16 protein-coding genes are annotated in these 20,381 nt (G+C 53.6%); 7 read left to right on the forward strand and 9 right to left on the reverse strand.

The annotated features are described in order from the left end of the window. The first annotated feature begins 4 nt into the window (after window positions 1-4). Complete coding sequence (gene apbE, locus AACU55_RS15695) at window positions 5-1,045, forward strand: FAD:protein FMN transferase ApbE (RefSeq protein WP_013575559.1); 1,041 nt, start codon at window positions 5-7, stop codon at window positions 1,043-1,045. A gap of 46 nt (window positions 1,046-1,091) precedes the next feature. On the opposite strand, the gene glgX is transcribed toward apbE, so the two are convergent. Then, on the reverse strand, window positions 1,092-3,374 hold the full coding sequence (glgX, locus tag AACU55_RS15700) for a glycogen debranching protein GlgX (RefSeq protein WP_134705714.1): 2,283 nt from the start codon (window positions 3,372-3,374) through the stop codon (window positions 1,092-1,094). Window positions 3,375-3,586: 212 nt separating this feature from the next. Between glgX and AACU55_RS15705 the strand changes: the two genes are divergently transcribed. Next, the gene (locus AACU55_RS15705) at window positions 3,587-4,531 is read left to right on the forward strand and encodes a 2-hydroxyacid dehydrogenase (protein WP_134705715.1); all 945 of its coding nucleotides are present in this window, start codon (window positions 3,587-3,589) and stop codon (window positions 4,529-4,531) included. A 192-nt stretch (window positions 4,532-4,723) separates the two neighbouring features. After that, the gene (cbl, locus tag AACU55_RS15710) at window positions 4,724-5,677 is read left to right on the forward strand and encodes an HTH-type transcriptional regulator Cbl (RefSeq protein ID WP_013575556.1); all 954 of its coding nucleotides are present in this window, start codon (window positions 4,724-4,726) and stop codon (window positions 5,675-5,677) included. Window positions 5,678-5,815: 138 nt separating this feature from the next. On the opposite strand, the gene AACU55_RS15715 is transcribed toward cbl, so the two are convergent. After that, window positions 5,816-7,759: an exoribonuclease II gene (locus tag AACU55_RS15715; RefSeq protein ID WP_134705716.1), complete on the reverse strand. Its 1,944-nt coding sequence runs from the start codon at window positions 7,757-7,759 to the stop codon at window positions 5,816-5,818. Window positions 7,760-7,908: 149 nt separating this feature from the next. Then, window positions 7,909-10,215 carry an FdhF/YdeP family oxidoreductase gene (locus AACU55_RS15720; protein WP_121019331.1) on the reverse strand — a complete coding sequence of 769 codons (2,307 nt, stop codon included), beginning with the start codon at window positions 10,213-10,215 and terminating at the stop codon, window positions 7,909-7,911. Window positions 10,216-10,673: 458 nt separating this feature from the next. Between AACU55_RS15720 and AACU55_RS15725 the strand changes: the two genes are divergently transcribed. Both AACU55_RS15725 and oxlT read left to right on the forward strand, forming a co-directional pair. Next, window positions 10,674-11,843: a serine hydrolase gene (locus AACU55_RS15725; protein ID WP_037034044.1), complete on the forward strand. Its 1,170-nt coding sequence runs from the start codon at window positions 10,674-10,676 to the stop codon at window positions 11,841-11,843. Between the two features lie 253 nt (window positions 11,844-12,096). Then, window positions 12,097-13,356: an oxalate/formate MFS antiporter gene (gene oxlT / locus AACU55_RS15730; RefSeq protein WP_134705717.1), complete on the forward strand. Its 1,260-nt coding sequence runs from the start codon at window positions 12,097-12,099 to the stop codon at window positions 13,354-13,356. Between the two features lie 108 nt (window positions 13,357-13,464). Here the strand turns inward: oxlT and AACU55_RS15735 are convergent, their stop codons facing one another. The 4 genes from AACU55_RS15735 to AACU55_RS15750 all read right to left on the reverse strand — a co-directional run bounded on the left by AACU55_RS15735 (window position 13,465) and on the right by AACU55_RS15750 (window position 17,014). Further along, a complete protein-coding gene (locus tag AACU55_RS15735; RefSeq protein WP_013575551.1) occupies window positions 13,465-13,692 on the reverse strand; it encodes a hypothetical protein in 228 nt (75 codons plus the stop codon). A 182-nt stretch (window positions 13,693-13,874) separates the two neighbouring features. After that, complete coding sequence (locus AACU55_RS15740; protein ID WP_037034041.1) at window positions 13,875-14,813, reverse strand: ABC transporter substrate-binding protein; 939 nt, start codon at window positions 14,811-14,813, stop codon at window positions 13,875-13,877. Between the two features lie 9 nt (window positions 14,814-14,822). Beyond that, entirely contained in the window at window positions 14,823-15,920 is a 1,098-nt protein-coding gene (locus AACU55_RS15745) for an LLM class flavin-dependent oxidoreductase (protein WP_134705718.1), read from the reverse strand. A 200-nt stretch (window positions 15,921-16,120) separates the two neighbouring features. Then, a complete protein-coding gene (locus tag AACU55_RS15750) occupies window positions 16,121-17,014 on the reverse strand; it encodes a LysR family transcriptional regulator (protein ID WP_013575547.1) in 894 nt (297 codons plus the stop codon). Window positions 17,015-17,201: 187 nt separating this feature from the next. Here AACU55_RS15750 and AACU55_RS15755 point away from each other — a divergent pair, with 187 nt between their 5' ends. Both AACU55_RS15755 and AACU55_RS15760 read left to right on the forward strand, forming a co-directional pair. After that, on the forward strand, window positions 17,202-17,807 hold the full coding sequence (locus AACU55_RS15755; RefSeq protein ID WP_015689937.1) for a cysteine dioxygenase family protein: 606 nt from the start codon (window positions 17,202-17,204) through the stop codon (window positions 17,805-17,807). Then, entirely contained in the window at window positions 17,800-19,419 is a 1,620-nt protein-coding gene (locus tag AACU55_RS15760; protein ID WP_134705719.1) for a rhodanese-like domain-containing protein, read from the forward strand. The genes AACU55_RS15755 and AACU55_RS15760 overlap by 8 nt, the downstream gene beginning before the upstream one ends. A 44-nt stretch (window positions 19,420-19,463) precedes the next feature. Here the strand turns inward: AACU55_RS15760 and AACU55_RS15765 are convergent, their stop codons facing one another. Continuing rightward, the gene (locus AACU55_RS15765) at window positions 19,464-19,730 is read right to left on the reverse strand and encodes a DUF3811 domain-containing protein (RefSeq protein WP_013575544.1); all 267 of its coding nucleotides are present in this window, start codon (window positions 19,728-19,730) and stop codon (window positions 19,464-19,466) included. 321 nt (window positions 19,731-20,051) lie between these two features. Beyond that, window positions 20,052-20,345 (reverse strand): DUF1161 domain-containing protein, encoded by a 294-nt coding sequence (locus AACU55_RS15770; protein WP_037034038.1) that lies wholly within the window; start codon window positions 20,343-20,345, stop codon window positions 20,052-20,054. Window positions 20,346-20,381: the final 36 nt, after the last annotated feature.

Raw genomic sequence — 20,381 nt, forward strand, 5'->3', positions numbered from 1 at the left:
TTCCATGTTCTCAAAACCGGTTTATCTGCGCTGTACACTTGTGTTGTGCGGCGTCAGCCTTTTATCTGCCTGTGATCGTCATATTCCTGAGCCGCTGGTGATTGAGGGCAAAACTATGGGCACGTTTTATCGTGTCAGTCTGGCAGGAGTGGATAAAAACCGGGAACCGGCGCTGCGCGAACAAATTGAAGCACAGCTTAAAGAAGACGATCATCAGCTGTCGACTTACAAAGATGACTCCGTACTGTCACGTTTTAATCAGTATCAGGGCAACGTGCCGCAGCCGATCAGTGAAGGAATGGCCGATGCGATTGTTACCTCCATCCGGATTGGCAGGCTGACCGGTGGCGCGATGGATATTACTGTCGGCCCGCTGGTGAATCTGTGGGGATTCGGGCCGGACAAACAGCCGGTAAAAATCCCGACAACGGAGCAAATCGATGCCGCCCGCGCCCGCACGGGTTTACAGCATCTTAAAGTGATCCAGCAAAATGACGGGCAGTACCTGCAAAAAGATTTACCCGGGATGTATGTCGATCTCTCAACCGTGGGCGAAGGCTACGCTACCGATCATCTGGCACGTTTAATAGAAGGCAACGGCATCAGCAATTATCTGGTGTCTGTCGGCGGAGCGGTGGTTTCCCGCGGGCATAACGCGCAGGATAAACCCTGGCAGGTGGCAGTTCAGAAACCGACGGACAAAGAAACTGCGGTGCAGGCGATTGTTGATTTGCAGGGCATGGGGATCAGCACTTCCGGCAGTTATCGTAATTATTACGAACTGAACGGCAAACGCCTTTCACACATTATTGATCCGGCGACCGGTTCGCCGATCACGCACAAGCTGGTGTCAGCCACGGTGATTGCACCGACCGCACTGGAAGCGGACGGCTGGGATACCGGCCTGATGGTACTTGGCACGAAGAAAGCGCTGGCGCTGGCTGAGCAACAGCATCTGGCGGTTTATCTCATCACCAGAGAAGGCGACACGTTTAAAAGCTACATGTCTCCACAATTCAAAGCCTATCTGAAAGATCCGGAGTAGGTTTTCGCTGCTTCAGATCCTCCTTATCTGAAGCAGCGCCAAAGCCTTAGTGTTTCGCGGTGCTGATCAGCTCGAACAACACGACAGTGCGGGAGGTGCAGATGTACTCGCGGCCAAACTCAAAGTTGTGCTCGTTGATGTCGTCCGGCTGGAAGGTATCGAAAATATGTCGCCAGCTTTCACCGTGCGCCACCGAAGGCAAGGTGAACACCACGTCTTCGTGTGACGCGTTGAACAACAGCAACACGGTGCTGAGTGAGCCCTGGCGAACCAGACCGGTGGGCTGGGCGCGCCCGTCAAGCAGCATCGCAATGCATTTGGCATGCGGATCTTTCCATGCCGCATCCGTCATTTCCGGCCCCTGTGGCTGGAACCAACTGACATCTTTCACTCCCAGTTTTTCATGCAATGCGCCCGTCAGGAAACGTCCGCGATGCAATATCGGGAAGCGCTTACGCAGGGCAATGAGCCGGTAGGTGAATAGCAACAACGACTGACCTTTGTCTCCAATATCCCAGTTCACCCAGGCAATCTCTGTGTCCTGACAATAGGCGTTGTTATTGCCGTTTTGCGAGCGGCCAAATTCATCACCCGCAAGCAGCATCGGCGTTCCCTGAGAAAGCAGTAACGTCGCCAGCATATTACGCATTTGCCGCAACCGCAGTTCATTGATGGCCGGATCGTCAGTCGGGCCTTCCACTCCATAGTTGGCAGAAATGTTGTTATCGCTGCCATCCTTGCCGTCTTCGCCGTTCGCCTCGTTGTGTTTACTGGCATACGACACCCAGTCATTGAGCGTGAAACCATCATGGGCAGTAATAAAATTCACGGAAGCATAAGGCTTGCGGCCCCGGTGATTAAACAGATCTGCTGAACCGGAAAGCCGTGTGACAAACTGCGCCAGTTGGCCCTCGTCGCCACGCCAGAATTTGCGCACCGTGTCGCGGAACCGGTCGTTCCATTCCATCCAGCCCGGCGGGAAGCCGCCCACCTGATAGCCGCCGGGACCGCAATCCCAGGGTTCGGCGATCAGTTTGCACTGACTGAGGATCGGATCCTGACGGCAGGTGTCGAGAAAACCGCAGCCCTCATCAAAGCCATAGCTTTCACGTCCGAGGATCGTCGCCAGATCAAAGCGGAAACCATCGACCTGCATCTCGGTTGCCCAGTATCGCAGCGAGTCTGTGACCATCTGTAATACGCGCGGATGACTGAGATTGAGCGTATTACCGGTACCGGTATCGTTAATGTAATAACGCTTATTGTCCGGCATCAGCCGGTAATAGCTGGCGTTATCGATACCTTTAAAAGACAGCGTCGGACCCAGCTCGTTACCTTCAGCGGTATGGTTGTAAACGACATCCAGAATGACCTCAATACCCGCAGCGTGCAGGGTGGCGATCATTTGTTTGAATTCGTTGACGGTATGCGTTGCCATATATTGCGGATGCGGCGCAAAGAAACTCAGCGTGTTGTAGCCCCAGAAATTATGCAGACCTTTATCCTGCAAATGCCGGTCATCGGTGAAAGCATGGACCGGCATCAGCTCGACAGACGTGACCCCGAGAGAACGGATATAGTCCACGATATGCGGTGTGCTCATGCCGGAAAACGTGCCGCGCAAATGCTCAGGTACTGCCGGATGGCGCATGGTATAGCCGCGTACATGCGTCTCATAAATCAGGGTTTTTTCCCAGGGGATATGTCTTTTACGTGAACGGGCCCACGAGAATGCCGGATCAATCACCCGGCATTTAGGCAAAAACGGTGCGCTGTCACTGTTATCGATGTGCAAATCTTTCTTTGGGCTTTGCAGGTCATAGGCAAACAGAGCATCGTCCCATTTCAGTTCGCCGACAATCTGCTTGGCGTAAGGGTCGAGCAGTAACTTGGCGGGATTAAACCGGTGACCATCGTGCGGTGCATAGGGACCATGCACGCGATAGGCATACAGCAGGCCAGGACGGGCATCCGGCAGATAACCATGCCAGACTTCATCGGTATATTCCGGCAGTTCGATCACATCATATTGCTCGCCGTCTTCGTTAAAAAGACACAGTTCTACCTTGGTGGCATTGGCTGAAAACAGTGCGAAATTTACGCCAAGCCCGTCCCAGGTCGCCCCCAGAGGCACCGGCAGTCCTTCGCGTACCCGTGTGGTGTGTCCGGAATCGAAACTGCGCACAATTTCACCGTCGCTGTAAGGCTCGATAATACGTACGCCAAACTCATCTACTGCAATATCAACCTGTAAATGTGCCGGAAGGGTGCGGATTGCTTCCGTTGTTACGGCAGGTTTACTTATCTTGCTGGATCGGGCCTTTGCCATACTTGACGTCACTCCGTTTCAGGGAAATCTGACAAAAATTGCCGAAAAGGGCCGTCTGCGTTCACGCAGACGATAACAACGAGTGTAGACCGGACTTCGTAACTTCTCCCGTAAACCGCCGAAAAGCTGTACAAGAGGAAGGGCTTCGTCGATAGTGAAAGCGAAAAAGCTAGCCTGCTAGTTATTGTCTGACTTTATCCAGAGGAATCTCCATGACCATCGCGTTGCTCAGCCATGTTGAACTTGATGCTGGCTATCCTGACCGGTTCGAAGCGGCCGGTTTTACTCTCTTTTTTGCGACGACGCCTGAACAACGTGCGAACCTTGATCCGCAGATTGCTCAGCAAATCCGTGCGGTATTAACCATTGGCAGCATCGGACTAAGTGCAACTGAAATGGACGCGTTACCGGCGCTGGAAATCATTTGTGCACAGGGTGTAGGGTTTGAACATATTGATGTCGCGGCTGCAAAACAGCGCGGTATTCACGTCACGAATGGCCCCGGCACCAATAACGCTTCTGTCGCTGACCATACACTGGCGCTGATGCTGGCGGTCACGCGGAAAATCCCGCAGTTTGATGCCGCTGTACGTACGGGAGAATGGAAAAAAACGCGCTGGAATACGCCGGGAATGGCGGGTAAACGTCTCGGTGTGATCGGGCTGGGAAATATCGGCGCACTGATCGCACGACGTGCAGCGGGCGGGTTCGATATGGAGATCGGTTATCACAACCGGCGTTCGCTGGAAGACAGCCCGCACCGTTATTTCCTCACCATCACTGAGCTGGCCGAGTGGGCTGATTATCTCGTGGTGGCGACGCCGGGTGGCAAAAATACGGCCAGGCTGGTGGATGACAATATTCTGCGCGCGCTGGGGCCGGAAGGGTTTTTGATTAATATTGCGCGGGGAAGTGTGGTGGACAGCGCCGCGCTGATTGCCAGCCTGCACAATAACGAAATCGCCGGTGCCGCACTGGATGTGGTGGACGGCGAGCCGCAGGTGCCGGCGGAAATGCTCACGCTGGATAATCTGGTGATCACGCCGCACGTCGCGGGGCGTTCGCCGGAATCAGTAGAAAATATGCTGGCCCTGGTGTTATCAAATCTTGAGGCGCATTTTGGCGGCAAACCGGTCTTAACGCCGGTGCCTGAGTAAGCCGCTGATTGTTACCGTTCTGCTGAGAATGCTTTAAAAACGCTGCTTGCCAGCGTTTTTTTATGGCAGCCAAAAAACAGACACCTGATTTCTATAGTCGTAAAAAGCATAAGTAACCGCTTTTTCTTATTTGTCTGGCATAGCAACAGATCGTAACAATAGGGTTTTCGGCAAGCAAAGAGGCAGACAGCGGTGAACTTTCAACAACTCAAAATTATACGGGAATCAGCGCGATGCAATTACAACCTGACCGAAGTATCGAACATGCTGTTCACGTCGCAGTCAGGTGTCAGCCGTCATATCCGCGAGCTGGAAGATGAGCTGGGCGTTGAGATATTTATCCGTCGTGGAAAGCGCTTACTGGGGCTGACTGAGCCGGGTAAAGAGTTGCTGGCAGTGGCTGAGAGAATTCTCAATGAGGCGCAGAATATCCGCCGTCTTGCGGATGTTTTCTCTAAAGAAGATGCGGGCGTGCTGACCATCGCCACCACTCACACTCAGGCGCGTTACAGTTTGCCTAAAGTCATCAAAGCCTTCCGTGCAATTTATCCGGGTGTACGCCTCGAGTTGCATCAGGGCTCGCCACAGGAAGTGCTGACAATGCTGCTGAGCGGGCAGGCGGATGTCGCCATCGCCAGCGAAAAGCTGATGAATGACCCGTCAGTCGCCGCGTTTCCTTATTACCGCTGGCATCACGCAATTGTCGTACCGCAAGGGCATCCGCTGACGTTGCAACACCCGCTGACGTTACAACATCTGAGCGAACAACCGCTGATCACCTATCGTCAGGGTATCACTGGCCGTTCCCGTCTCGATGAAGCTTTCAGCCGTGCCGCGCTGACCGCCGATATCGTGCTGAGTGCCCAGGATTCTGATGTGATTAAAACCTACGTCGAGCTGGGATTGGGCGTGGGTATCCTGGCAGATAAGGCATTTGAAGCCGCCCGTGATACCGGCCTGCAGTTGATCAATGCGGAGCATTTATTCGAAGCCAATACGGTCTGGCTGGGACTGAAGAAAGCGCAATTGCAGAGAAACTACGTATGGCGGTTTATCGAGTTGTGTAATCCGGGGCTTTCTGTGAATGAGATCAAAGAAAAGGTATTTGCGACGGGCGGGGAGCCGGTGATTGACTATCAGATCTGAGGGGCAAGCTTTTCGCTCCTCCCCCTGCGAAGGGGGATGCTGGGAGGGAGTTGACAGAGCACTTTCCCAGCAATGCCTGTTTACGACATAAAAAAACCGGTCCTGAGACCGGTTTTTTACCTTCGCTAAAAGCGAAACCTAGACTGCCGGTTTGGCGATCACATTGCGGTTTTCCATGCGAACTTCAGCAATGTTCACCTCAATAATGTCGCTCTGGCGGTAGGCCACTTCGCCTTTAATCAGGACAGTACCGGTATCGGCGCTGCACACCAGTTCGTCGCGCACGCTGTGCAGGAACGGAGCAGGGATGAACGCCACGGCACCGATATCTTGCAGACGTATGCGCAGGCCGCCGCGGGTGACATCGATAATTTCAGCACTGAATTTAACGTCAGTGCCGACTTTATCTTCCAGGTAACGGGCATACAACCAGTCACCGACATCGCGCTCGGCCATGCGGTTGGCACGACGGCGTTCTGCCAGTTGAATGGTCATGTCGTCCTGAGGTTTTTCAGCAGACTGTTGCAGGATCATCGCTTTCAACAAACGGTGGTTCACCATGTCGCCGTATTTACGGATAGGTGATGTCCAGGTCGCATAAGCTTCCAGCCCCAGACCGAAGTGCGGCCCCGGAGTGGTGCTGATTTCTGCAAAGGTCTGGAAACGACGGATGCGACTGTCGAGGAACTGGGTTGGCAATGCATCAAGCTTACGGCGCAGAGCGCAGAAGCCCGGCAGGGTCAGCAGTTCTTCAGCGTTGGCTTCAACGTCATTGGCCTGCAGCACGGTGACCGCGTTTTCCACCAGCAGAGGATCAAAACCGGTATGCACGTTATAAACGCCGAAACCGAGGCTGTCGCGCAAGGCGATAGCGGCACAGACGTTGGCGGCAATCATCGATTCTTCAACGATGCGGTTAGCAATGCGGCGATGTTCGGCGATGATTTCCAGCACGTTACCTTTCTCACCCAGCACGAAGCGGTAATCAGGACGGTCTTTAAATACCAGTGCATGTTCGGTACGCCATGCACTGCGCACGTCGCAGACGCGTTTGAGCAGGCGGATCTGTGAGGCGATCACCTCACTGGCTGGTTGCCATTCGCTTTTCTCATCCGCTTCCAGCCAGTCAGACACGTCGTCATAAGCCAGTTTGGCTTTCGACTCGATAGTCGCCGCGAAGAAACGAATGTCGCTGCCCAGTGTGCCATCTGCGCCTACTGTGACAGAACACGCCAGAACCGGACGGCTGACGTCCGGCCACAGGGAACAGATATCATCGGACAATTCACGCGGTAGCATCGGGATGTTGAAGCCCGGCAGATAGTTGGTGAATGCGCGTTTTTTCGCAATATTGTCCAGCTCGCTGCCTTCGCTGACGTAAGCCGTCGGGTCAGCAATTGCGACAGTCATTTGCAGGGTGCCGTCGCCGTTGTCTTTCACATACAGCGCGTCATCCATGTCCTGCGTACTGCCGCTGTCGATAGTGACAAATGGCAGGGCGGTCAGGTCTTCGCGGGTCAGGCCTTCATCGCGCAGTTCGGCAATGTCAGATTTCGGCGCTTCACGTTCAAGGTTATGACGTGCCAGCGTGACCCACCACGGCGCAAGATCGTCGGCGCCGGTGGTGATCCATTCGGTGATTTCAGCCTGGAAGCTGTGGTCGCCTTCTTTCAGCGGGTGACGGCGCATTTCAGCCACACACCAGTCGCCATCACTCACTTCATGATTGATGTTGCGGGCAACGCGGCACTGAATAGCATCACGTAATAAAGGATGATCCGGAATGATAGAAAGACGGTCGTCTTTCTTCGTTACGCGGCCAACAAAACGGCTGAGAAAAGGTTCAACCAATGTTTCCGGCTGGACGACTTCACGCTCTTTTTCGGTTTGCAGGGAAGCGATAACGCGATCCCCGTGCATGACTTTTTTCATGTACGGAGGCGGAATGAAATAGCTTTTTTGACCGTCTACTTCAAGAAAGCCAAAGCCTTTCTCAGTGCCTTTTACGATGCCTTCGACACGCGGAGTCTGAGAGTGAAGTTGCTGTTTTAGCTGCGCGAGCAGCGGGTTATCTTGAAACATATCGTCCAGAGAATTGGGGGTTAATGTGGCTCGATTAGCGGCAGACAGTTTTACGCGATCTGACCCCTTCGGGCAAGCGGCATCTGCCCCTTTCGCCTCATAACCCTGAAGCGAAAGGGGAGATTTGCGCGATGTCGCGCAAGTACGACTTATGCGATACGTTGCAGGTCCACTTTTTGTTCGCAGCGACGGATAGTCACCGGTACGGCTTTGGAGGTCGGGGTGTGGGTCTGGTCACCAAAACTGGACATCGGCACCAGCGGGTTGGTTTCCGGATAATAAGCCGCCAGGTTACCGCGTGGAATATCGTAGCTGACCAGTTTGAAACCGGTCACTTTGCGCTCAATACCGTCGTTCCACAGCGTTTCGATTTCCACCAGTTCACCGTCTTTCAGGCCCAAGTCCGCCAGATCCTGCGGGTGAATGAACAACACTTCACGCTGACCGTAAACGCCACGGTAACGGTCATCGAGGCCATAAATGGTGGTGTTGTACTGGTCGTGAGAACGTAACGTTTGCAGGGTGAACGGCGCATTCTGGTCGCCCATCGGGATCAGCACTTCAGGCAACGGTGATGCACTGAAATTGGCCTTGCCACTCAGGGTGTTGAATTTCAGCTCTGCTGCCGCATTACCGAGATAGAAACCGCCTTTGATATCGCAGCGCGCATTGAAATCCCGGAAGCCCGGAATGGTGGCTTCAATATGATCGCGGATAAGATTGTAATCGTCAGCCAGCGCCATCCAGTCGAGGTATTTATCACCCAGAACCGCATTGGCGATACCGCAGACAATCGCGGTTTCAGAGCGCTGTTCTTTGGATAACGGAATGCCTACGCCTTCGGAGGCATGTACCATGCTAAAGGAGTCTTCAACGGTGATGAACTGCGAACCGGTCGCCTGCATATCCAGTTCGGTACGGCCCAGCGTTGGCAGGATCAGCGCTTCTGCACCCGGCGTCAGGTGCGTACGGTTCAGTTTGGTGCTGATCTGAACGGATAAATCCAGATTGCTTAGCGCCTGTTCAGTACGCGGAGTATCCGGTGCCGCCGCCGCCAGATTACCACCAAGGCAGATCAGGACTTTGGCTTCTTTACGCAGCATGGCTTCCAGCGCTTCAACGGTGTTATGACCCGGTACACGCGGTGGTGTGAATTTGAAGTGGCTTTCCATCGCATCGAGCAACGCTTTTGGCGCTTTCTCATCGATACCCATGGTGCGGTTACCCTGCACGTTGCTGTGACCGCGAACCGGACACAACCCGGCGCCAGGTTTGCCAAGCTGACCAAATAACAGTTGCAGGTTGGTGATTTCACGCACGGTCGGCACAGAGTGTTTATGCTGCGTCACGCCCATCGCCCAGGTACAAATCACCCGTTCGGCGTTCATATAAATGCTTGCCGCTTCGCGCAAGTCCTGTTCACTCAGACCTGACTGTTCAGTAATTTTTTCCCAGCTGGTGGCATCGACCACGGCCAGATACTCATCGACACCGGCACAGTTTGCCGCGATAAATTCTTCATCGAACAGGGAAGGCTGACCGGAAGCAATACGTTCGCGGTGTGTCTGCAATAACGCTTTAACGATACCGCGCACGGCCGCCATGTCGCCGCCAAGGTTTGGCTGATAATAGGCTGCGCTGATACGACCGGCTTTCGGTGTGACCACTTCCAGCGGTTTTTGCGGATCGGCAAAACGTTCCAGACCCCGTTCACGCAGGGTATTAAAGCTGACCACTTTTGCCCCCCGGTCAGACGCATGACGCAGACTGTGCAGCATACGCGGGTGGTTGGTGCCCGGGTTCTGGCCGAAGACGAAAATGGCGTCTGCTTTCTCAAAATCATCCAGACGGATAGTGCCTTTACCGACGCCGATGCTTTGTTTGAGGCCCACGCCGCTGGCTTCGTGACACATGTTAGAACAGTCAGGGAAGTTATTGGTCCCGAACATACGGCCGAACACCTGATACAGATAAGAGGCTTCGTTACTGGCACGCCCGGAGGTGTAGAAATCTGCCTGATCGGGACTTTCCAGCCCGTTAAGATGGCTGGCGATCAGTGAGAATGCGGCATCCCAGCTGATAGGCTCGTAATGATCGGTGGTGCGGTTGTAACGCATCGGATGGGTAAGACGCCCCTGATATTCCAGGAAATAATCGCTCTGTGCACGCAGCTTACTCACACTGTGTTGAGCAAAGAACTCAGGTTCGACGGCTTTGCGGGTGGCTTCCCAGCTGACGGCTTTCGCACCGTTTTCACAGAAGCTGAACGTGCTGTGATTATCGTCTCCCCAGGCACAGCCCGGACAGTCAAAACCGCGACCTTTGTTAACACGCATCAGGTTACGCAGGTTAGAAAGGACCTTCTTACTGTCGAAGACGAAACGGGTGGTGGATTCCAGTGCACCCCAGCCGCCGGCCGCGCCGTGGTAGGGTTTGATCTCAGTTTTGAATTTCATAGTTATGCTTCGCAGGTGGTTTTTGTCTTGTCTGTGAACAAACCGGATGATGAGTTGTTAACCGGATTGTTAATTTTATGTCACAAGTTTAGGAGTGGGTGACAAGAACGTCTAATCGAATGCTGTGATGGAGCGATAGGAATCCTCTATCGCAGGGAAATATCGGGGAATAACGGAAATTCCCCGCAAGGAAAGGGGCGCATCACCGTATTTCATCCCTGTTGAAAACAGCGGGTTGTGATAATAAAACCTGATTGCAGGCTCAGTGGCGGGTGTTGGTGGAAATTAACGCAAGTTGTAACAGAACCGTTTCACTATGAAATGGTTAGCAAAAGACTAAGGGTTTTTCTGCAGGGGGTTTTAGTGCAACCTATGCCGCAGATTTTATCCCATAGGTTTTTGATATATTGCCGAGTTTAATAATAGCCCGGCAATATGGCGTGTTTAAGGAAGATTCAGTGAAACGTAGTGTAATGAGTGTTTTATCTTGTGTATTGATGTTCTCCGCAGGCAGTGCGAAAGCTATCGCGCCACTGGATTTCCCTGTCGTGCCGCCAAGCATTGACGCCGCTTCTTTTGTGCTGATGGATTATGCCAGCGGTGATGTGCTGGCCGCCGGCAACCCGGATGAACGCCGTAACCCGGCCAGCCTGACCAAACTGATGACAGGTTATGTCATTGACCGCGCGTTAGATCATAAAAAAATCACCATGGATGATGTGGTGACGGTACCGCAGGAAGCCTGGGTCGCTGGCAATAAAAGTCTGGCCGGTTCTTCACTGATGTTTCTAAAGCCAGGTGACCATGTCACCGTCCGTGACCTGATCCGCGGCATCATCATTACTTCCGGTAATGACGCCTGCGTGGCCATGGCCGATTATGTGGCGGGCAGCCAGGATTCATTCGTAGGAATGATGAATCAGTACGTAGTGAGCATGGGGCTGACCAACACCCATTTCGAGACTGTGCATGGCCTGGACGCGCCGGGGCAATACACCACCTCTTATGATCTGGCGAAACTTTCCCGCGCCATTATCGGCGGGGAACCTGAGGAATATCATATGTATGCTGAAAAATCGCTGACGTATGACAACATCACTCAGCAAAACCGTAACGGCCTGTTGTGGGATAAAAACCTGCAGGTTGATGGCCTGAAAACAGGTCACACCGAAAGTGCCGGTTTCAATATTATTGCCTCTGCGACGCAGGGCGACCGTCGTCTGATCGCCGTCGTGATGGGCGGTAAAAGCTCAAAAGGCCGCGAAGAACAGGCGCGCAAACTGCTGACCTGGGGTTTCCGCGAATATACCAGTAAACAGATTTTCAAAGCTGATCAGACCGTTTCCAGCGAACATGTCTGGTTTGGTGCTAATGCACAGGTGAAGGTCGGTTCACTGAGTGATGTCTTTATCAGCGTGCCGCAGGCCGATGCCGATAAACTGAAAGCCCAGTACGTGCTGACCCGTCCGCAGATTGACGCGCCGCTGAAGAAAGGTCAGGAGCTCGGCAGTATTAATATCGTAGATAACGGCAAAGTCATCAAAACCGTACCGCTGGTGGCACTGGAAGATGTCGCAGAAGGCGGGATCATCAGCCGTGCGATTGATTACGTGAAACTGAAAATCTAACGTCTGTTCCGCTGGTCAAAACGCAAAAAGAGCCTGCCCGAAAAGCAGGCTCTTTTTTTTGCATGCTGCACCACAGTTGACCATTCTGCGGCACCGGGGCGACATCTTTATTCCTCCCCGTCGGACAGGGCCGATGTAATTACCTGAAAATCCCATCGAATCAATGTGGCATGTTTGTTGCTGAGAACTTATTTCTTGCTAGCAATGTTAAAAATCTTTGGCTGGCGTTGACAGGAAATAAGGGAGACGACGAATGACAACATTGAATATGCCCATGACAATCGCGGGCAGCGCACGGTGGCGGCAGTTAGTTCTGGGGCTGATTTGCATGGCGGCGATTTCCAGTCCGCAATATGTCTGGACTCTGCTGACTAAACCGCTCGCGCTTAAACTGGGGGTTCCGCTGGCAGAGTTACAGGTTACGTTCTCGCTACTGATAATTCTGCAAACCTTCTTTTCTCCTTTTCAGGGCAGCCTGATTGAACGTTTTGGCCCGCGGAAACTGATTTCAATCGGCACGCTGTTATCAGGGTTCAGTTGGGTACTGGCGTCACAAGTCAGCAGTATTACCGGCCTTTATCTGGTCTATGGCTGCATCGGCGGACTGGGTACCGGCATTGTTTATGTCGGTGTCGTCGGGTTGATGGTGCGCTGGTTCCCGCATAAACGTGGCTTTGCGGCGGGAATGGTGGCTGCCGGATACGGAATGGGCGCGATTCTGACCACGTTCCCTGTTTCGACGTCACTGACCAGTCGCGGGCTGGAAAGTACGTTGATTATCTTTGGCGTTATTTTCGCCGTCATTGGTTTTCTGGCCAGCCAGGGATTACGGCTGCCGCCGTCGCTCAGCGAGCGTCAGGATGTGCCGGTCATGGTGACGGAAGGCAAACAGTACCGTCCGAAACAAATGCTCAGACAGCCTCTGTTCTGGCTGATGTTTTTCATGATGGCGATGATGTCGACTTCAGGGCTGATGGTCACCTCGCAAATGGCGGTGTTTGCCCATGATTTTGGTATCACCGAAGCGGTGGTGTTTGGCATGGCCGCGTTGCCGCTGGCACTGACCATTGACCGTTTTACCAACGGGCTGACACGCCCGCTGTTCGGTTTTATTTCGGATAAATTTGGTCGTGAGCAGACGATGTTTATCGCATTTGCGCTGGAAGGCTGTGCGATGATTTTGTGGCTGATGTGCCGCGACAATGCTGTGTTGTTTGTTCTGCTGTCCGGCGTGGTGTTTTTTGGCTGGGGAGAAATTTTTTCCTTGTTCCCGTCAACGCTGACCGACACCTTTGGAAGTCAGAATGCCACTGCCAATTATGGCTGGTTGTATATGTCGCAGGGCATAGGCTCCATTTTTGGCGGCCCGCTTGCGGCACTGATTTATCAGCACACGGGCGGATGGAACGTTGTATTCACCTGCGCCATCACGCTGGATTTTGTCACCGCCATTCTGGCGCTCTGGGTACTGAAACCCTGGCGTGCCCGTTTTATGCAGGCAGCCCGTGACTGAATAATCCTAAACTAGCGGGGTCTGGAGACGTTGTCACAGAGGAATGTTAACAAGCTGTAATTCAGGTAAAAGCAGCGGGGCGACCGGCTCACGGACGCCCCGAACGGCCTAAAACACTTTCGAAGAAAAATCCGTTTTCACTTCGCTTTCAATGTAGGTATTTAAACCCCAACCGGCGCGCGCCAGTTCCTTCATTTTTTCGAGATGTTCGGGGCCAGGATGGCGGATATCGTAGAGATAAACGTGATTGTTCTTGAAGCGGATTTTGATCGAGTTGGCATCAATCTGGAAGCTGACAACCTGTGAATCACCGCTTTTGTTGGCGTAATTTTCCATGCTGCATCCTGTTAGCTAAGCCTGATTTCGGGCGACATCTTCTATTAACCACGTCCGGACTTTTCTTGCAGGGCGACAGTTCACAGTTTCTTCAACTCGCTGAAAACTTAGCTTATCTGTGTACATCACTCCCCGATTTTTCGGGAAGTGATGTAACGGGGGGGCATTACGCTTCTTCGCGATTATTTCAGCAGGAACGAATGATCAAAGGTGCCGCTGACATTCAGCGCGACGGGCAATAATCCCTGCGCGTGATAGAAATCTGCTGTTTGCTGTTGCTGCGTCTCGGTTGCGGCATCTATCGGCTGCCAGTAGGATTTACGACGCTCGAACCCCAGCTTTGCGGCGTCCAGCGGGAAGCCGATGATTTTCGCCAGTTTTTCGCTGTACGCATCCAGATTTTTATACGCCCATATCTGTGCATCGCTCAGGCGCTGCAGATAGTCAGCGATGGCCTCGCGTTTAGCTTTATCTTTCAGCGCCGTATCCGTCGCGGCAAGGAAGCTGTTACCCGACCACAAGCCGCGGCCATTTACGACCACACGCAGATGATCCTGAGTCTCAGCGAAGGCGGTGTAGGGTTCCCACGTTGCCCAGACATCCACTGAACCTTGCGTCAGAGCCAGCTTCGCATCGCTTGGCGGCAGGAAGCGGAACGTGACGTCTTTGGCGCTCAGTCCGGCAGAGGCGAGGGCTTTCAGCGCGACAAAATGTCCGATGGAACCGCGGTTAGTCGCGATACTTTTGCCTTTCAGATCTGCGGCGCTTTTGACCGGGCTGTCCGCTTTCACCAGCAGCGCTGTGCCGTAGGCGTCTGACTTATCCACGGCGATGGCTTTTACCTGCGCACCTGCGGCCTGTGCAAATAACAGCGGCGCATCACCGATAATGCCCACATCTACCGCCTGTGCATTCAGCGCTTCTGCCAGCGGCGCAGCAGCCGGAAACTCTGACCATTCAATTTTATAGGGCAGCTTATCCAGCTTATTTGCCGCTTCCAGCTGTGCCCGCATGTTGCCTTTCTGATCGGCGACCCGCAGGGTAATTTGTTCGGCATTTGTGGCGAACACAGCGCCGGTCAGCGTGACCAGCAGCAGAAGATTTCTCACATTCAGTCGCATCGGGTTTCCTTAACTCAGGGCAGTAACGGCGGTGTGTTTTCGGGCTTCCCGCGCAGCGATTTTCTGCTTCGTCAGCGGGATCAGACTCTTACCGTATTCGACGGCGTCATTCAGCGGATCAAAGCCGCGGATCAGGAAAGTGGTGATGCCCAGATCGTAATATTTCAACAGTGCATCGGAGACCTGTTCCGGCGTACCGACCAGGGCCGTAGAGTTGGAACCGCCGCCAGTCAGCCCGGCGATGCCGGTCCACAGGCAGGAATCGAGACGATCGCCTTGCGCGACGGCTTTCAGTAAACGCTGAGCTCCCACGCTTTGGGGGTTGGCTGCCTGCACCTGACCTTTCTCAGCTTGCAGGGCGGTGGCTTTAGTGAGAATTTCATCCGCTTTCGCCCAGGCTTCTTCTTCTGTTTTGCCGAGGATAGGGCGGAAGGAAATACTGAAGTTAATATCCCGGTTGTGTTTTGCCGCAGAGGCTTTTACCGCTTCCACCGTTTCTGCCGCACTGGCCAGCGGCTCGCCCCATAACGCAAACACATCCGCCTGTTTACCTGCAACACGGATGGCATCATCGGAAGATCCGCCGAAAAATACCGGCAGTTTTTTCTGACAGGGCTTAATGGCTGAGAAAGCATTTTCCGCCTGATAAAATTCACCCTGATGGTCAAAACCGGTTTCTGAATACCAGCTCTGTTTCAGTACATCGATGTATTCATCCGTGCGCTGATAGCGGCCGGATTTCGCCACATAATCACCGTCACGGCGTTGTTCCGCATCGCTGCCACCGCTGATGATATGCACTGCCACGCGACCATCAAGCAGGTGGTCGAGGGTCGCCAGCTTTCGGGCGGCGAGGGTCGGCGCGACGAATCCCGGCCGGTGAGCCAGAAGAAAATGAATGCGGGATGTGCTGGCCCCGGCGTGTGCGGTGACCAGAAAAGCATCGGGCTGGTCGGAGGCATAGGCCACCAGAATGCGGTCAAAGCCAGCATCTTCATGGGCTTTGGCGAAATCAGAAATGTATTTTTTATCGAAAATCGGGCCGGTCGGTGGGATGATTTCAGAAGCCAGACGGTGTCCGATCATACCAATAAATTGCACGCTCATAGGCTGTCACTCCTCGGGATGAGGCCAGCGGATGAAGGTCTGCGCTGGCAGGAGTTATCACCATAAACGGCAACTTACTATGTGAGAAATTCATTATCTTCATAAGCTAATATAAAAAATGTGCATGAATCGGTGTTGCTTTGGGCATCGCGCCCAGGGGGTTGACCTTAATGCCAGTCCGGATGGCAATTCCATAATCACTACCTGCCACAATCCAACCCGTTAGCTATCGCCGCGGCAAACGCATCAATCGCCGGTACCTGACTCGCAGGAACGTTGGGATAAATCAGCCACAACTGGCTGCGGGGGGCGAAATCTTTCAGGTCATACAGCGCCAGTTCAGGGCGCAGTGCATGTTTTTCTACCAGCGCACGCGGCATCAGCCCCAGGCCGCGCCCTTCAGCAATCAGGGATAATTGTAAGGTCGTGCCAAACGCCTCAAGATTGATGAGCAAAGGTAAACCCTGTTCAGTCAGCGCGCGCTGCAGGGCGGCGCGGAAACCACAGCCATGCGGATTGAGGATCCACCCGTGCTGATAACAATCTTCCAGACGTTGTGGCAAAGCCTGCGGTGCTTTCGGGCCGACAACCACTAAATCGACCGTACCCAGCGGCTGGTTTTCGACACCCTCCGGGAATTGCTTACTGGCGGGGAACAGCACGACCGCCGCTTCCAGTTCCTGCTGCTGTATCCGTAACAATAATTCGTCGCCCCAGCCGCTGGAAAGTCGCGGCTGGATTTGCGGAAATTGCGCAGACAGGGTTTTCAGGGCAGGCAACAGACTGCTTTCGCTCAGGCTTTGTGGCACGGCAAGGCGCAGAAGGCCGGAAGGTGGACTGTCGGCGGCAACCAAATCACTGAGCGCATCCACCTCACGCAAGATATGACGGCATTGCTGATAAACACGGTTGCCCATCAGCGTGGGTTTCAGGGGTTTGGTCTGGCGGTTCAGCAGCGGAATGCCCAGCGATTCTTCAAAATTTTGTACCCGACGGGTAATTGCCGGCTGTGTCAGCCCCAGCTCATCGGCGGCAAGCCGGGTAGATTGCAGGCGGATAACGGCGACAAAAGCAGTCAGGTCTTCAATTTTCATAGGCACTCAGCGTCAGGATTAACGTAAAAACGGATGCCGGCAGGATAAAACAATTTTCACGCGGACGCTGGATCCTGATGCACATTTTTATGTGTGATTTGCATATTAGCTTATCCATAAAATGAATTTTGCTTGGATCATGGCGATGCTAACCTGTCGGAAACAGTGATGAAGTATGAGGAAAGTGATGACGACTTTACAGCTCGCGCCGCTGAGACAATTTCTGGCGGACTTCACCCGGCTGGTGCAGGAACCGCACGGCCAGACGCAAATACTGGCGCAGGGAAGCGAACTGCTGACCCGTCTTATCGGCGAAGATAACTGGCTGCCGGAGGAGTTTGCGCAGCCTCATCCTGAACATTATCAGCAATATCTCTTGTACGCCGATCCGCTGTCGCGTTTTTCTGTGGTGAGTTTTGTCTGGGGGCCGGGGCAGAAAACACCGGTGCATGACCATCGTGTCTGGGGGCTGATAGGTATGCTGCGCGGTGCAGAAGTCAGCCAGAATTATACCCGCCACCCCGACGGAACGCTGCAACCGGAAGGAAATCCCATTACGCTGCACGTTGGCGACGTCGGGAAAATCTCCCCCGATCAGCTGGATATCCACCAGGTCAGCAATTTTTTCAAGGATCAGGTCTCGGTCAGCATTCACGTTTACGGCGGCAATATCGGTGCGGTTTCACGGGCGGTTTATCTGCCAGACGGCACCGGGAAAACCTTTATTTCCGGCTACTCCAGCCCGCACCTTCCCAATATCTGGGACCTGTCAAAAGAGAGAAATCATGACTGATTCATATTCACTGCCTTTGCGCCATTTTTCTGAACTCCGCGAGGCGTTGCTCGAAGGACAGGATGTGGCGCTGGTTGACCTGCGTGAAGAAGCGGCCTTTGCCACCGGACATCCTTTATTTGCTGCCAATCTGGCTTTGTCTAAACTCGAACTGGAAGTGCTGGATCGCATACCAAACCGTCTGACGGCTATTACGTTGTATGACAACGGTGAATTTTATGACGTGCAGCGCGGCGAGCGTAAAACCATGCGGGCGGCTCAATTGCTGAAATCGCTGGGGTATCAGAATATCGCGTTGCTGGCCGGTGATCTGGCTGGCTGGAAAGAAGCGGGCGGTGAGATATTTATTGATGTGAACGCGCCCAGTAAAGCCTTCGGGGAATGGGTTGAACATCATTACGAGACACCGTCCCTGAGTGCGGAACAGGTGCTGGCATTGCAACAGCAGGGGGCAAACATTGCTGTGCTGGATGTGCGCCGTTTTGATGAATACCAGGTGATGAGTATTCCGGGCGGCGTGAGCGTACCGGGAGGCGAACTTGTGCTGCGCCTGAAAGATGTGGTGCCTGATGACAACACGCAGGTGATCATCAATTGTGCGGGGCGTACCCGCAGCATTATCGGCACGCAATCTCTGATTAATGCCGGATTTACGCAGCCGGTGTCTGCATTGCGTAACGGTACGATTGGCTGGACGCTGGCGGGGCAGGCACTGTCGCACCTGCAACATAAACAGTTTCCGGCACTGAGTGAAGCCTCACGCAGGGTTGCGTTGAAAGGCGCGCAAACTCTGGCTTTACGCGCGGGCGTACGTTCAGTGACGTTGTCACAATTACGTGACTGGCAACAGGATGATGCCCGCACGTTATACGTGTTTGACGTGCGCACGGCAGAAGAGTTTCGTGCCGGGCATCTGGCAGGCACGCGACACGTTCCCGGTGGCCAGTTGGTTCAGGAAACCGATCACTATGCCAGCGTTCGTGGTGCGCGAATAGTGCTGGTGGATAATGATGGCGTGCGTGCGCGCATGGCGGCCTCATGGCTGGCACAGATGAACTGGGAAGTGTATATCGCCGAAGTGAGGGCTGAAGATCTGACGGAACAAGGCGACTGGAAAGCCCGGGTTGCGCCCGCACCGGCTGTGGAATCTGTCAAACCGGAACAACTGCTGAACTGGCTGAGTGAGGGCAATACCGGCATTCTCGATCTCACCACCAGCGCGAATTTCCGTAACCGGCGCATTCCGGGTGCGGTCTGGACAACACGGGGCAATATTCCGCAAATTATTGCCTTACAACCGGAGAAAGCGCGTTTGGTTGTCACCTGCACCAGCGGTTTGCTGGCTCGTTACGCTGTCACGGAAGTGGCCGGATTAACCGGCAAACCCGTTTATTTGCTGGAGAAAGGCACGGTGGGCTGGATCGACCACGGGTTGCTGCTTGAGCGGGGGGATTCTGTTTATCTGGACGACGCGCAAGACAGATATCGTCGTCCGTACGAAGGCACGGATGTCAGCCCGCAGGCGATGCAGGATTATCTGGACTGGGAATACGGGCTGGTCGGGCAGTTGGAAAAAGACGGAACGCACGGTTTCAGATTACTGGAAGCCTGAAGGCTGAGGCCTCTGCGTGAGGAACGCAGAGGTTCAGTTAACGTTTAACGACGACCACGCGGATGAGTGCGGGCTGTCCAGTCGTATGTTGCAGAAGTGCTTGGAACGGCTTTATTACGGCGCTTTTCGGCCCGCGCTTTCGCAGCGACTTTTTCTTTTTCTGCCATCAACGTATCGATGTAGTCATCTTTAATCCGGTTATTTTCCGAATTCGTCAGCTCACGGCCCTGTGCTTTACGGGCTCTGTCCAGCAGTGTTTTTAACTCACGCTGTTCGCTTTCCGTCATATCTTGTTGGGTCAGTCTTTTCATTTTTACCGCATCCTGTGAGGAAAGTGGCTACCATTGTAGTCGAAATGGTGGCAGGAGTCGCTGCAACTCATCACCTTACTTGTTTTGTTTTTTTAAAAGGCAAGGTTGTTTCAGAAAGCTTGCTGAACGGAGCGGCAGCGTGTGTTGAAAACGTGAAGGGAGATCCGGGAGGGAAAAAGCACTTTTCTCTCCCGGTGGTTTCGGTGCGAAGATCGTATGATAACTGTTATTAAGAAACCGAAAGGTTCCCGATCAGGTCATCGGGCTTTCACTACAAGTGATAAACCGCCGGTGATATCCGCTCCGATATCACCGCGAATATTACTGTGAATCCTGGCTGGTCCCGGTCTTAGGACTTGCCGCTGAACTGTCACCCGCATCGGCGGTTTTGGTATACACAATCTTCTGACTGTCATTGCCGCAGTGGCCCACGACCTGCCCGCCAGTCTGATCGGCCTGATCATTTGGCACGATATCGAGTTTAAACCCTGATTCAGGCAAGCCGTTTGCCACGATTTTCTGGGTAATGTCAGCTTTTACGCTTTCACAGGAAGCCTGTGCCATCAGCGGTGCGAACATAACGACAGCAAGACCCGCTAAAAGTGTCTTTTTCATCATTCATTCCTTTTATGAAAACCAGTGTACTTATGA

It is taken from the genome of Rahnella sp. CJA17(1/100) (assembly GCF_963881615.1).
In the GTDB taxonomy this organism is placed as follows: domain Bacteria; phylum Pseudomonadota; class Gammaproteobacteria; order Enterobacterales; family Enterobacteriaceae; genus Rahnella; species Rahnella aceris.

Coding starts and splice junctions, on each gene's coding strand:
- AACU55_RS15745 (WP_134705718.1), bottom strand. CDS start 15,920: ATGAGCGTGCAATTTATTGGTATGATCGGACACCGTCTGGCTTCTGAA.
- glgX (WP_134705714.1), bottom strand. CDS start 3,374: ATGGCAAAGGCCCGATCCAGCAAGATAAGTAAACCTGCCGTAACAACG.
- AACU55_RS15750 (WP_013575547.1), bottom strand. CDS start 17,014: ATGAAAATTGAAGACCTGACTGCTTTTGTCGCCGTTATCCGCCTGCAA.
- AACU55_RS15740 (WP_037034041.1), bottom strand. CDS start 14,813: ATGCGACTGAATGTGAGAAATCTTCTGCTGCTGGTCACGCTGACCGGC.
- apbE (WP_013575559.1), top strand. CDS start 5: ATGTTCTCAAAACCGGTTTATCTGCGCTGTACACTTGTGTTGTGCGGC.
- AACU55_RS15770 (WP_037034038.1), bottom strand. CDS start 20,345: ATGAAAAAGACACTTTTAGCGGGTCTTGCTGTCGTTATGTTCGCACCG.
- AACU55_RS15760 (WP_134705719.1), top strand. CDS start 17,800: ATGACTGATTCATATTCACTGCCTTTGCGCCATTTTTCTGAACTCCGC.
- AACU55_RS15765 (WP_013575544.1), bottom strand. CDS start 19,730: ATGAAAAGACTGACCCAACAAGATATGACGGAAAGCGAACAGCGTGAG.
- AACU55_RS15705 (WP_134705715.1), top strand. CDS start 3,587: ATGACCATCGCGTTGCTCAGCCATGTTGAACTTGATGCTGGCTATCCT.
- AACU55_RS15755 (WP_015689937.1), top strand. CDS start 17,202: ATGACGACTTTACAGCTCGCGCCGCTGAGACAATTTCTGGCGGACTTC.
- AACU55_RS15735 (WP_013575551.1), bottom strand. CDS start 13,692: ATGGAAAATTACGCCAACAAAAGCGGTGATTCACAGGTTGTCAGCTTC.
- AACU55_RS15720 (WP_121019331.1), bottom strand. CDS start 10,215: ATGAAATTCAAAACTGAGATCAAACCCTACCACGGCGCGGCCGGCGGC.
- AACU55_RS15715 (WP_134705716.1), bottom strand. CDS start 7,759: ATGTTTCAAGATAACCCGCTGCTCGCGCAGCTAAAACAGCAACTTCAC.
- oxlT (WP_134705717.1), top strand. CDS start 12,097: ATGACAACATTGAATATGCCCATGACAATCGCGGGCAGCGCACGGTGG.